Origin of the sequence: Bacillus sp. R86525, from assembly GCF_042466195.1 — a bacterium.
Classification (GTDB): Bacteria; Bacillota; Bacilli; order Bacillales; family Bacillaceae_G; genus Bacillus_A; species Bacillus_A nitratireducens.
Genome location: NZ_JAXHPX010000007.1, coordinates 4,919,225 through 4,931,593 on the forward strand (window position 1 = coordinate 4,919,225; position 12,369 = coordinate 4,931,593).

Below are 12,369 nucleotides of genomic sequence, written 5' to 3' on the forward strand. Positions count from 1 at the left end.
GTACTATGCAGTGCATTGAAACAAACAACTTACAACAGTTGTTAGAACAAGTAAGACCATATACGAAAAAAGGAAAACTTGCTACTTATATCCCCGAACTAGGAAATGCAAATCCAGATGATTTAGGGATTGCCATTTTCCATAAAGATACAGAATATATCCATGCTGGCAACTCACAAACACTATTTACTCTTCAAAGTATTTCCAAAGTAATTACACTTGCACTTGCCCTTTTAGATCGTGGTGAAGAGTATGTATTTTCTAAAGTTGGAATGGAGCCAACTGGTGACCCTTTTAATTCTATTATTAAGTTAGAAACGACAAGTTCTTCCAAACCTCTTAATCCAATGATTAATGCAGGTGCACTAGCTATTACAAGCATGTTAGCAGGAAAAAATAACGAAGAAAAAATGGAGCGTATTCTTCATTTTGTACGTGAAATAACAGATAATCCTACAATTAACTATTCTTCTAAAGTTGCCAATTCAGAATTAGAGACTGCTTACTTAAACCGTTCACTTTGTTACTATATGAAACAAAACGGCATTATCGATTGTGACATTGAAGAACTTATGGATTTATACACTCGTCAATGTGCAGTTGAAGTAAACTGTATCGATTTAGCACGTATTGGTTTAATTTTTGCAATGGATGGCTACGATCCATACAAGAAAAAACAAATTATCCCTAAACATATTACAAAAATTTGTAAAACATTTATGGTTACTTGCGGGATGTATAATGAATCTGGTGAATTTGCAATTCGCGTTGGAATCCCTGCAAAAAGTGGTGTAGCGGGCGGTATTTTCGGCTGCGTAAAAGGCGAAATGGGAATCGGCATTTTCGGACCCGCTTTAGATGCAAACGGAAATAGTATCGCTGGTTTTAAAATTCTTGAATTACTTTCTGCCCAAGAAGGCTGGAGTATATTTTAATTTCGGAAGTTATCCTGCTATACTAGCAGGATTTTTTATTTCATGAAAAATTTAGTTTCACCAATCATTAATAACAAAACAAAAACAATAATGAAAGTTTCGCTTTATTATGCATATTTGCTCCCCCCTCCTGAATAATATAGTACAACCTAACGCTATATGTGGAGGTGTAAAAGATGAAACTGATATTTCAAATGGAAAAACAACCTGTTCTTGAAAAAACAATTCTTCTTTTTATATTGAGTATTGTAGAAAGCTTGAAGTTAAAAGTGGTTTCACTCGATGAAGCTCACCGATACATATTCAATTTAGAAGTGCTTGAATTATTAATGGATCGGAACATCGATGATCAAGTACTAGAGCTTATTCATTTCGGAATGGGACTTGAAGACATTCATCATGTGCTTCCTGAAGAACTTGAGCATACTATCGAAGAATTAAAGTGGCTTTGTATCCAAGTATTAAGTGAGTACAGTATGCATGAAGAATCGGAACAATTAATTGAAGATATACGTTAAAAAAGCACCTATGTAGGTGCTTTTAATGTTTATTAACAAATATTCATACATAATGTACTTTTATACGATATCTACTTTATATTTAAAGAAGAAAATATCCGATGTCGATATATGTAATTCATTCGAGTATTTCCGAGGAAATGCTCGAACATTGTATGTTACAATAACTGATCTATCCCAATAAGAATTAATAGTACGCCCGCAATAACAGTAGCCCATTTCCCTAAGTGTTCAGCTAAAAATCGTTTTCCTACATACGCAAAACCACTAATGCAAATAAAACTAAACACCCCAGAAATGCATGCCGTAAGCCATAGGTTTAAATTTGTTACTCCAGCATCAAAGCCACCTGCAATATTATTAATAGATAATGCCACCCCTAAAATGATAGCTTCAGAAAAACTAATTGTTTTAGATCCATCAAAATCTGCTTTTTCTGGATCACGTAAAATCCCCATAAGTACACTACCATCTTTAGATTCTATAGTTTCTTTTTTACTCAAGAAAGGCTGACATAAAATAAACACTCCGATTATCCCTAAAACAATTGCCCCAATAAGGTTTGCTGTAAACTCCGAAATAAATAGTGCGATCCAATTCCCAAAAAATCCAGCTAATAAAGTAAATAAAAATCCAAAGAATGCAATGATAAAATTGTTAAACCATGAAATTCGAATTTTACGAATGCCATATGCAATCCCAACACCTGCATTATCTAAATTAGAAGCAATCCCGATTAAAAAAATTGAAAATAAACCTGCTGTACTCATCAACATTCACCCCTTTTTCTCACTTTTCAATGCATATTATGAAAATGTTGAGCAACTGTGCCTGTCTGTTTCATATACTTGTAATAAATGCTCAATATTTTTTCAACAATAAAAAGGAGTGCCTTCACTATGCCTAAAGAAAACCCAAATGATCGGCTCGGTATATTAATAAAAAAACTTTTAAAAGAACGTGCCTTATCCATGCGCCAACTAGGAATGCTTACAAATATTGATCCCGCAACAATCTCAAGAATTATGAATGGCAAACAACCGCCAAAACAAAAACATCTACAAAAATTTGCAGAATGCCTTCAAGTTCCACCTCAATTGTTATTTGATGAAATGTATCCTAATTCTCCGCACATAAATAAAGAAAAGACGGATATGTACACATCTCTTGATACAATTCAGCAAACGCTGCAATCCTCAAACTTATTCGATTTCGATTACACAACAACTCGCGTAAAACAAGAACTTGAAAATTATGAACGCTATGCTCAAACAACAGAAGGGGAAAAACGTATTCATGAAAGTTTCTCAAGCAAGTTAGAGCAAATTGATAGTGCTGGTCCTTTCATTGAGCAATTAACAGATATGTATCAACAATTTTGCAATGAAACCATTTCAAAAGAAGAACGTGCAGTTCTGGGAGGCGCATTACTTTATTTCATTTTATCGACAGATATTATCCCTGATTACCTCTTTCCAATTGGCTATTTAGATGATGCAATTGCCGTTGAATTAGCGAAAGAGAAATTGATTGAAATAAGACGCAAAACATAGAAAAGTAAAAAACTATTTCAGTTGTTGTTTATGTTCAACTCTGAAGTAGTGCACTAAAAAATCGTACAAGTATACATACCCGTACGATTCCAATATACCAATCTATTTTTTCCTATGACACCATTCATATATGAACGCCGTTATCACTTTTGTAAATTCAATTAACTGTTCAACTTCAACTTTCTCATTTACAGAATGCGCTTCTTCTAGTGTACCTGGTCCATAAATAATCGCTGGAATGTGAAACTCACTAAACCAACCACCATCAGTTACCGTTGCAGACATATCTAAAATTGCATTTTTAGATAGAATAGATTCATGTACTGAACTAAGAGTTTTTACAGCAACGTGTTCGCTATCTACTTCTAAAGAAGGAAAAATTTCGCCACGATCCACAATCATTGATTCTCCGCCCCACTTAAATTGTGGTGGATTTTCACTTAACCACGGATCGGCCGCTGCCACTTTTCTTATATACGCTTCTATTTCTTCTATTACTTGTTCATGCGTTTCGTTTGGATAAAAGTGTACTGTTATCCACAATCGGCACTCATCCGCAATAAACGCTGCATGCCGGCCGCCTTCAATAACAGCTGGATTAATTGTTGTTGTTCCAGATGGATAGCCTTCATATGTTTTCATGACTGCCCAGTGCCGCTCTAGTTCTTGTAAGCTTTGCACAATTTTCATCATTTTTTCAATTGCACTCGCTCCAAATAGACGTCCTCCAGCATGGATCATTTGTCTACGTGTTGCATCATGAAACGTTTGCGGGCTTTTCACAGTAATCCATCCAGTAATTACGCCCCCCTGTCCTTGCATATGTAAATTGCTCGTATCCACTACGACTGCAAAATCAGCATCATAACCACGTTTACAACATTGAAGTGTTCCTGCTTCTCCTACTTCTTCTCCAATTACCGATTGAAACATTAAATCACCCGGCAATTCAATTCCCGCTTCTTCTAAAAGCTGAATTGCAAATAAGGCTCCAGCTAGTCCTCCTTTCATATCTGCCGCGCCTCTCCCAACTAACCAACCATCTTTTATAAACGGCTCAAACGGATTTGTTTCCCACGCCTCATCTACCGACACTTCAGCTACATCCATATGGCCATTAATAATAAGACTTTTATATAACTCACTTTCCGTCCCTTTTTTTATCCCAACAACATTCGGATCATTTGGATATACATCCCATTTATCAATACTAAAACTTCGTTCTTTTAGAAACTCTGCAACAAATTCTTGCGCCTCATTTGTATTTCTCGCCGGCGGTGCTGGTGTTTCAAAACGAATTAAAGTTTTTGTAAGTTCTAGTAGCTCCTCTTTTCGTAAATCAATCTGTTCTAATAGCTGTGAAACTTCTTGATTCATTGCTAATTCCCCTTTGCATACGTAGTATGTTTCCAGCTTTATTTTCACAAAAAAAGAGACTGTTTACAATCTTACAGTCTCCAAATTAATCAATATTATAAAGTGAAACTATAATTAGTGGAGGTGTTCATCCCCACTAATTATCAGTCATGACCAATTGGGTGTTTACGGGCAGCCCGACTCCCACCTAACTTCTTTGCTCCAGCCGAATTTTGAGGTGGGAGTTTTACTGCCCGTTAATTCGAGATAAACTTTCTAATTCGGTTGTATTTGTCTTTTCAATAAGTTCTACTTTACTTCTTTTATTTTTGGTAACACGATAAAACAGTAAACAAACTATCATAAATGGAATACCACAATACAATGCCATTCTTTGTTCTGGAATAAAAGCCATAGCTACAATTACTGTTAAATTTAATACTAAAGCAAGCAGTGGTACGAATGGATACAATGGCGTTTTAAATTTCAAGTCTTTAATATCCCCACCTTGCTTCACGTATGTCCTTCTAGCTAATAGATTAGATAGAGCGATCGATGCCCAAACTAATATCGCTCCAAACCCTGCAATTGAAAGAAGCCATAAATAAACTGTATCTTCCGCATAAATACCTGATAATAATGAGAGACAACCTACAATTGTACTTACAATCAATGCATAAATAGGAACACCGTTTTTAGATAACTTACTAAAAATCGGGCTAATCATTCCTTGATTAGACATCGACCATAGCATACGGGAAGTTGCATATAATCCTGAATTCGCAACTGATAGTACCGCTGTAATAATAACAAAATTTATAATATCAGCCGCATAAGGAATACCAATTTTATCAAATACAACTACGAATGGACTTTCTATTACGCCTGCTTGCTGCCAAGGAAATAGTCCCGCAAGAATAAAAATAGATAGTACAAAGAAAACAAGTATGCGCCAAACTGTATTATTAATTGCCTTCGGGATCGTTTTCTCTGGATTTTCACTCTCACCAGCTGCAATACCAACTAGTTCTGTTCCTTGGAAGGAAAAATTAACTGCAATCATCGTAATTAAAATTGCTGATAATCCATTTGGAAACAATCCACCATAATCAGTAAAGCTAGAAAACATCGGTGCTGGTTCATTTCCTTTCATATCTAGAAAACCAAACATTGCTGCCCCGCCTAAAATGATAAATGCAATAATTGTAATTACTTTAATACTTGCAAACCAGAATTCAACCTCCGCAAAACTTCTTGAAGATAACGCATTAATAACAAAGAGCAATACGGCAAACACTACACACCAAATCCATGATGATACATCTGGAAACCAACGTTTCATTAATATACTAACTGCAATTAATTCAATGCCTATCGTAGCCGTCCAGTTTAGCCACGACATCCATCCCACTACATAACCCGCTGCAGGTGAAATATGTTTTGTAGCATATGTTTGATACGATCCTGCATCAGGCATCGCAACCGCTAACTCTCCAAGACAGAGCATCGTTAAATACATAACAAATCCACCGACAAGATACGCTGCAATCGCTCCTCCAGGTCCAGCTTCATGAATTGTATAACTGGATCCTAAAAAAAGCCCAGTACCAATAACCCCTCCGAGTGCAATCATAAATATGTGCCGACTTTTCAATTCTCTTTTTAATCCTTGGTTTTGATCCATCATATAACTCCCCCCTTTTCACTTTGCAAACCCATTTAATGTAAGCGTTTTTAAAATTATTCATAGTAAAAATAATTATTAAAAAGTGCAAAATACATATTACTTCTATTAATCACTTCCTGTTATTAAAAGATCATCCCTCACCGTTATTAATAGTTTTTGATCAGCGATAGCTTGTCCTTCTACTACTTCTAATGATTCAATATAACCACTGATTCCTACCTTAATTTCTACTTTCTGCTTATCTATCGTTTCAATTAACGCTAATTTCTCCCACTCATATACGTAAGAACTTTCAGTAACAAATAATTTCTCTACTTTTCCGTAACAAGGACTATACACGCCTTCTATAACCGTCTTCACTTAATAAATTCCTCCTCTTAATTAATTTGCACTGAAATGTCGCATACCCTATGAAAAGTTCTAATTCACCCACTCCTTCAATTTAAAGATTTCAATTATTATTTATGCAAGATACGTACCAACCTCAATATCTATATCAAAATTAAGATTTCGCACAAAAAAATCTACATAACCGCAAAATTTTTCTATCGTTTGAAAAGTTTTAAAAGAAAATAGCAAAAAAATTTTGCGATTTTATGAGAATTTTAATAAAATTATAAAAAGTCAGTCTTCATAGGGTAAAACGAGGAGAAGATGAATACATGCATACAGAAGAAATTAATTTTAAACAAATTACTGAAATGAATGCGCTATATGAAGCTTTACTCAATGAACTCGATATCGGGATTCATATTATTAATGAGGAAAGTAAAACGATTATCTATAACCGCAAAATGATGGAAATTGAATCAACGGACCGCTTAGATGTGCTATATAAAAGTCCTTTAGAGGTATTTGCATTTGAAGAAAATAAAAATAGTACTCTTATAGAGGCATTAAAATTTGGAAAAACCAAAAAAAATATAAAACAAACGTATTTTAACAATAAAGGGCAAGAAATTACGACGATTAACGATACTTTCCCTATAATAGAAAATGGAAAAATTAAAGGCGCTATTGAAATTTCAAAAGAGATTAGTCACTTAAAACAACCAATAAGAATGAGTCCTTCTCGAAAACAAAATACTAAATTCACCTTTGACCACATAATTGGTGATTCTGGAGCCATTCAATCAATTATTGCAGAAGGAAAGAGGGTAATTCGTACATCCTCATCTATACTTCTTGTAGGAGAAACAGGGACTGGCAAAGAGTTATTTGCACAAAGTATCCATAATGAAAGTCAGCGTTCAACAAAACCATTTATTTCACAAAACTGTGCTGCTATACCTGATACCCTAATGGAAAGCTTATTATTTGGTACGAATCGGGGTGCCTTTACAGGAGCAATAGATAAATCTGGTTTATTTGAAGAAGCAAATGGCGGGACATTGTTGTTAGATGAAATCAACTCATTAAGCCCAGCGCTTCAAGCTAAGTTACTACGGGCTATACAAGAAAAAACAATACGAAGAATCGGGGGCGCACAAGAAAAAGAAATTGATGTTCGTATTATAGCAACTATTAATGAAGACCCTCTTGAAGCTATTGCACACAATCGGTTAAGAGAGGATTTATATTACCGATTAAGCGTCGTTACTTTATGTCTTCCACCTTTACGGGAACGAAAAGAAGATATTCCAGCTCTTGTTCAGCACTTTATCGAAAAGTACAATATTCAATTCGGGCTCGGCGTAACCGATGTAGATGTTAATGTAAGAGAATTCTTTTATGCACACGATTGGCCCGGAAATGTACGAGAATTGGAACATATAATAGAAGGTTCAATGAACTTAATAGAAGATGAAAATATCATTACAGCGTTTCATCTTCCCACTCGCTTTCGTGAACAAATAAAAAAAGAATTCAATATGCAACCTTCCCTAACTAATAACGATGCTGATGCACCTAAAACGTTAAAGCACACAATAGAGACAATGGAGAAGAACTACATCAATCAAATTCTAAAAGAATATCACGGTAATATCTCACAAGCTGCAAAGTTTTTAGGATTAAGTAGACAAAACTTACAATATCGAATTAAAAAACTGCATTTACACATATAAAATGAAAACACTACTAAGTGTAAATAAATGGAAAACTTTGTTATAATAAACATATAACATGCTAGAAAGGGGCGATATATATATGAGTAATGATAAAAAATTAAAGTTATTACAATACTTATACCTTCTTCCTGCCGTTCTATGTATGATGTTATTCATTAATGCTGATATGAGCAGCTCTCCTTATGCAAAGCTCTTAGGAACAATTAGCGGCTCCTTTGCGGCTATTATGCTTGCTGCTTTTTGGAGTTTGAAGCTACGTATAAAGAAAGAGAAATCTTCTTAATTTCAGAGTGTAAAAAAATCGAGCCTTATCAGCTCGATTTTTTTACTTATTATTAAAACTCAACATTCTCCAAATACAAACCACTCGCCTCAGCAAGGCAATTAATTTGATTGCGCTGTTTTTCCTCTAAAATGTTTGGAATTGCTTCAGCATCTAATTGTCCTAATCCAACTTCAATTAATGCCCCAACAATTTTTCGCACCATGTTATGAAGGAATCCATTACCACTTACTCTAATTTGTACAAATCCTGCCTCTTCCATCACATCAAGTGTATACACTTCACGAACCATAGACTTTTTCTTAGATTTTGCATTCGAAAAAGCAGTAAAGTCATGTGAACCAACTAAATGTTTCGCAGCTTCTTTCATACTTTCCACATTTAATTGTTTATTCACGTGCATGCTGTGTTTACGCATAAATGGGTTCGTATGCTCTTCATTCCAAATTTTATAAAGATATGTTTTTGCTTTAGAATTGTAACGAGCATGGAAACGATCTGGTACTTCTTCTACACTAGTAATACTAATATCATTTGGTAAATATTGATTTAAATACTTTTTCACTTTATGTTCTACTAACTTCTCATCACTTTGAAAGTTAGCTACTTGATTCAAAGCGTGTACACCAGCATCCGTTCTACTACAGCCAATAATTTCAGTTTCTTTTCCGACCATTTCAGATATTACACTTTCGATTTTTCCTTGAATCGTATTATCATTATTACCAAGACGTTGCCACCCTTTATAACGCGCGCCGTCATACTGAATCGTTAATTTATAATTGTGCATAGTATTCTCCTTCATAGAAAATATTCCCTCATACTATGAGGGAATATTAATAAACTTTACTTTCTAACAAGCTTCACTACATTTTCTACATGAGCTGTATGTGGGAACATATCAACTGGTTGTACATATTCCACTTCATAACTCTTCATTAATGCTTGTACATCACGTGCTAATGAGGAAGGATTACAAGATACGTAAACAACTTGTTTTGGTTTCACTTTTAAAATTGTTTCCAGTAATTTATCATCGCAACCTGTACGAGGTGGATCGACAACAATTACATCTGGACGCCATCCTTCTTTTACCCATTTCGGTAACCATTGTTCAGCTTTACCTGCTTCATATTTCGTATTTGTAAATCCGTGACGCTTCGCATTTTTTCTTGCATCTTCAATCGCTTCTGGAATTACATCCATACCACGTACTTCCGCTGCATCATTTGCAAGCCAAAGACCGATTGTACCAACACCACAATACGCATCTACAATTTTCTCATCGCCTGTTAAAGCAGCTGCTTTTTTCGCTTCATCATATAAAACAACCGTTTGCTCTGGATTCAATTGGAAGAATGCACGTGCTGATAATTCAAATGATAAATCACCAAGTGTTTCTTGAATTACTTCTTTTCCAGCTAATTTAAATGTTTTGTCGCCAAAAATAACAGATGTTTTACGCCAGTTTACATTTTGCATAATTGATTTAACCGCTGGCATCTGTTTTTGTACTTCTGCAATAAATTGTTCTTTATTTGGCAATTCTTCTTTTGTTGTAATAAGTGTGACTTGTACTTCCCCTGTTTGAACTGCAGTACGTGTCACAATTGTACGTACTAAACCTTTTTGTTTTTTCTCATTGTAAATAGAAACATTTAATTTTTCTAATATACGTCTTACAACTTTTGTCGCTTCATTCGTTGCCTTATGTTGAATCATACAATGAGAAATATCAATTAACTGATGTGAGTTTTGTTTATATAGCCCTGTAATAACCTTTTCATCTTTACGTCCCACTTGTAATTGACTTTTATTACGATAATGCCATGGGTTTTCCATACCAAGCGTTGGACGAATTTTCTCTTCTAGACTGTTATTCATATACTTCTCAAATGCTTGTACAACGATATCACGCTTTTGATTTAATTGTTCTTTATAATCTAAATGCTGCAATTGACAGCCACCACATTCCTCATATACTGAGCACGGTGCTTTCACACGATGTGGTGATGATTTACGAACTTTTTTCACTTTTGCTTCAGCGAAGCCACGCTGAATTTTCGTTGCTTCAGCAACAACTTCTTCTCCTGGTAATGCCCCTGGAATGAATACAACTTGTCTCTTAAAATAACCAACGCCTTCTCCGTTAATCCCAAGACGTTTAATTGTCACAGGAAACGTTTGACCAACTTCCAACTTACTCTCTTGTTGTTTTTGTATCATTATTACACCTCTACTCTATACTTTTCCATAAATATAACGCTGCATAACTGCAATATGGTTCACACTCTTGTTTCACTTTTTCTAAAAATGCATCATCAGGCTTATCATCTAATTGAAATACACCTTGCACTGCGCGCTGAATTCCAATGTCTGCTTTTGGAAACATATTTTTCCGACCAAGCCCAAACATTAAAAAGTTTTGCACCGTCCATGCCCCAATACCCCTTATTGGTAACAATTGTGCCGATACTTCTTCTTCTGTTTCGTTTTCTATCCTTGCTAAATCTAATTTACCGCCTACAATATGTTTTGCTAATCCTACCATATATTCAGCTTTTCGCTGACTAAACTTCTGCTCTCTCAATTCTTCTATTGAAATGTTCGCTACTCTTTCTGGTGTTGGGAAAAAGAAAACGCCGTTCTTCTCTGTCCCATATCGCTTTACAAATTGATCTGTTAGCACAGTAGCAAATTTCAAATTTATTTGTTGATGAATAATACAGCGAAGAAGACAAGCGAAATAATCGAATTCTAAAATAATTGGAGTATAAGCATATGTTTCAAATAGTGGACGTAATGATGTGTTTAAAAAATGATTTTGTATATTTTGAAACGGTTCATTCCAGTGAAAAATGGATCTCATTCGTTTCATTACTTTCTCTTGATCCCCTGCCTGACTAGAGATCCAAAACTGTGGATTTTGAACAGTACCAATCCCTTGCAAACGAACAACAATCTGTTCTTCGTCTATAAAAAGCGGGATATAAATTACTTTCTCGTCTAATTGAATGACGTTTAACGGGTCGAAAGATAAACGCTTTAGCACTTCCTCAAAATGGTACGGATATTCTAACGTAACATGTTCGCTCCACATACGTTTCCCCATCCTTTTTACACATCATTATAGCATGAGAAAACCGCAAGCATACATGCTTACGGTTGATTGCTGTTTACTAAATCATCTAGGCTTTTAAAATGATACCCTTTATCGCGCAAATCATCAATGATTTTCGCAAGTGCTTCCGCATTATCTTTTGATATCGCATGAAGTAACAAAACAGATCCTGGATGAATCATAGTCATTACATTATTATGAGCGTATTGCCAACCTCTTTGCTGATCTACTTTCCAATCAAGAAATGCAAGCGACCAAAACACATTATAGTATCCCATTTCTTTCGTAAGAGCTAGCGTTCGTTCACTAAACACGCCTCGCGGAGGACGTACATATTTCACTTCTTTTTGTCCTGTCACTTTTTTAATTTCTTCCGTTACACTTGTTAATTCTTCACGAAGCTTTGCATCGTTTACTGCTGTAAAATCAGGGTGACTCCAAGAATGATTACCAATAATATGTCCTTCATTTTTCATTCTTAATAATAAATCTTTTTGTGTTTTTATATAGTGCCCCGTCACAAAGAAAGTTGCAGGTACTTTTTTCTCCTTCAGTACATCTAAAATTTTTCCTGTATATCCATTTTCGTATCCATTATCGAATGTTAAATAAATGTCTTTTTTCTTCGTATCACCTAAGTAAAATCCACCATTTTTTTGTAGTAATTCTGTATATAACTTCCCTGCATCTGGCACCGTTTCATTTTTAGGGCGTGGGATCCCCCAGCTATGTGGTGTATTCGTATAAGCAAATGTTGAAACTGGAACAAGTGCCATCATAATTGAAAAAATGAGACCTATATATAACCATTTATATTTCATAAATAGTCTCCTTTCCATATATAATC

13 protein-coding genes are annotated in these 12,369 nt (G+C 35.0%); 5 read left to right on the forward strand and 8 right to left on the reverse strand.

Translation table 11 applies throughout. From position 1 onward, the window contains the following. Positions 1-5 precede the first annotated feature (5 nt). Positions 6-935 (forward strand): glutaminase A, encoded by a 930-nt coding sequence (gene glsA, locus SJY24_RS28005; RefSeq protein WP_377866978.1) that lies wholly within the window; start codon positions 6-8, stop codon positions 933-935. Between the two features lie 176 nt (positions 936-1,111). Beyond that, entirely contained in the window at positions 1,112-1,453 is a 342-nt protein-coding gene (locus tag SJY24_RS28010) for a DUF3969 family protein (protein WP_000766602.1), read from the forward strand. Between the two features lie 158 nt (positions 1,454-1,611). Here SJY24_RS28010 and ytaF read toward each other — a convergent pair whose 3' ends face one another. Further along, positions 1,612-2,223 (reverse strand): sporulation membrane protein YtaF, encoded by a 612-nt coding sequence (ytaF, locus tag SJY24_RS28015; protein ID WP_377866979.1) that lies wholly within the window; start codon positions 2,221-2,223, stop codon positions 1,612-1,614. Between the two features lie 129 nt (positions 2,224-2,352). Here ytaF and SJY24_RS28020 point away from each other — a divergent pair, with 129 nt between their 5' ends. After that, positions 2,353-3,006 (forward strand): helix-turn-helix domain-containing protein, encoded by a 654-nt coding sequence (locus tag SJY24_RS28020; RefSeq protein ID WP_377866980.1) that lies wholly within the window; start codon positions 2,353-2,355, stop codon positions 3,004-3,006. A 102-nt stretch (positions 3,007-3,108) separates the two neighbouring features. Here SJY24_RS28020 and SJY24_RS28025 read toward each other — a convergent pair whose 3' ends face one another. The 3 genes from SJY24_RS28025 to SJY24_RS28035 all read right to left on the reverse strand — a co-directional run bounded on the left by SJY24_RS28025 (position 3,109) and on the right by SJY24_RS28035 (position 6,409). After that, entirely contained in the window at positions 3,109-4,383 is a 1,275-nt protein-coding gene (locus SJY24_RS28025; RefSeq protein ID WP_377866981.1) for an acetylornithine deacetylase, read from the reverse strand. Positions 4,384-4,609: 226 nt separating this feature from the next. Beyond that, positions 4,610-6,049, reverse strand: coding sequence for an amino acid permease (locus tag SJY24_RS28030; RefSeq protein ID WP_377866982.1), 1,440 nt, complete (start codon positions 6,047-6,049; stop codon positions 4,610-4,612). 105 nt (positions 6,050-6,154) lie between these two features. Beyond that, positions 6,155-6,409: a biotin/lipoyl attachment domain-containing protein gene (locus SJY24_RS28035; RefSeq protein ID WP_000859494.1), complete on the reverse strand. Its 255-nt coding sequence runs from the start codon at positions 6,407-6,409 to the stop codon at positions 6,155-6,157. A 302-nt stretch (positions 6,410-6,711) separates the two neighbouring features. Between SJY24_RS28035 and SJY24_RS28040 the strand changes: the two genes are divergently transcribed. Continuing rightward, positions 6,712-8,115, forward strand: coding sequence for a sigma-54 interaction domain-containing protein (locus SJY24_RS28040; RefSeq protein ID WP_377866984.1), 1,404 nt, complete (start codon positions 6,712-6,714; stop codon positions 8,113-8,115). Between the two features lie 82 nt (positions 8,116-8,197). Further along, entirely contained in the window at positions 8,198-8,401 is a 204-nt protein-coding gene (locus tag SJY24_RS28045) for a hypothetical protein (protein ID WP_377866985.1), read from the forward strand. A 52-nt stretch (positions 8,402-8,453) separates the two neighbouring features. Here the strand turns inward: SJY24_RS28045 and truA are convergent, their stop codons facing one another. From truA to pdaA, 4 genes are read right to left on the reverse strand one after another with little or no spacing between them, the layout of a single operon-like run. Next, positions 8,454-9,191, reverse strand: coding sequence for a tRNA pseudouridine(38-40) synthase TruA (gene truA / locus SJY24_RS28050; protein ID WP_377866986.1), 738 nt, complete (start codon positions 9,189-9,191; stop codon positions 8,454-8,456). 56 nt (positions 9,192-9,247) lie between these two features. Next, the gene (rlmD, locus tag SJY24_RS28055) at positions 9,248-10,627 is read right to left on the reverse strand and encodes a 23S rRNA (uracil(1939)-C(5))-methyltransferase RlmD (RefSeq protein WP_377866987.1); all 1,380 of its coding nucleotides are present in this window, start codon (positions 10,625-10,627) and stop codon (positions 9,248-9,250) included. Positions 10,628-10,637: 10 nt separating this feature from the next. Further along, positions 10,638-11,501: a DNA-3-methyladenine glycosylase family protein gene (locus SJY24_RS28060; RefSeq protein WP_377866989.1), complete on the reverse strand. Its 864-nt coding sequence runs from the start codon at positions 11,499-11,501 to the stop codon at positions 10,638-10,640. Between the two features lie 59 nt (positions 11,502-11,560). Beyond that, positions 11,561-12,343: a delta-lactam-biosynthetic de-N-acetylase gene (gene pdaA / locus SJY24_RS28065; RefSeq protein ID WP_377866990.1), complete on the reverse strand. Its 783-nt coding sequence runs from the start codon at positions 12,341-12,343 to the stop codon at positions 11,561-11,563. Positions 12,344-12,369 lie beyond the last annotated feature (26 nt).

Excerpts from the sequence above, each read along its gene's own strand:
- glsA (WP_377866978.1), top strand. The coding sequence starts at position 6 with ATGCAGTGCATTGAAACAAACAACTTACAACAGTTGTTAGAACAAGTA.
- SJY24_RS28010 (WP_000766602.1), top strand. The coding sequence starts at position 1,112 with ATGAAACTGATATTTCAAATGGAAAAACAACCTGTTCTTGAAAAAACA.
- ytaF (WP_377866979.1), bottom strand. The coding sequence starts at position 2,223 with ATGAGTACAGCAGGTTTATTTTCAATTTTTTTAATCGGGATTGCTTCT.
- SJY24_RS28020 (WP_377866980.1), top strand. The coding sequence starts at position 2,353 with ATGCCTAAAGAAAACCCAAATGATCGGCTCGGTATATTAATAAAAAAA.
- SJY24_RS28025 (WP_377866981.1), bottom strand. The coding sequence starts at position 4,383 with ATGAATCAAGAAGTTTCACAGCTATTAGAACAGATTGATTTACGAAAA.
- SJY24_RS28030 (WP_377866982.1), bottom strand. The coding sequence starts at position 6,049 with ATGATGGATCAAAACCAAGGATTAAAAAGAGAATTGAAAAGTCGGCAC.
- SJY24_RS28040 (WP_377866984.1), top strand. The coding sequence starts at position 6,712 with ATGCATACAGAAGAAATTAATTTTAAACAAATTACTGAAATGAATGCG.
- SJY24_RS28045 (WP_377866985.1), top strand. The coding sequence starts at position 8,198 with ATGAGTAATGATAAAAAATTAAAGTTATTACAATACTTATACCTTCTT.
- truA (WP_377866986.1), bottom strand. The coding sequence starts at position 9,191 with ATGCACAATTATAAATTAACGATTCAGTATGACGGCGCGCGTTATAAA.
- rlmD (WP_377866987.1), bottom strand. The coding sequence starts at position 10,627 with ATGATACAAAAACAACAAGAGAGTAAGTTGGAAGTTGGTCAAACGTTT.
- SJY24_RS28060 (WP_377866989.1), bottom strand. The coding sequence starts at position 11,501 with ATGTGGAGCGAACATGTTACGTTAGAATATCCGTACCATTTTGAGGAA.
- pdaA (WP_377866990.1), bottom strand. The coding sequence starts at position 12,343 with ATGAAATATAAATGGTTATATATAGGTCTCATTTTTTCAATTATGATG.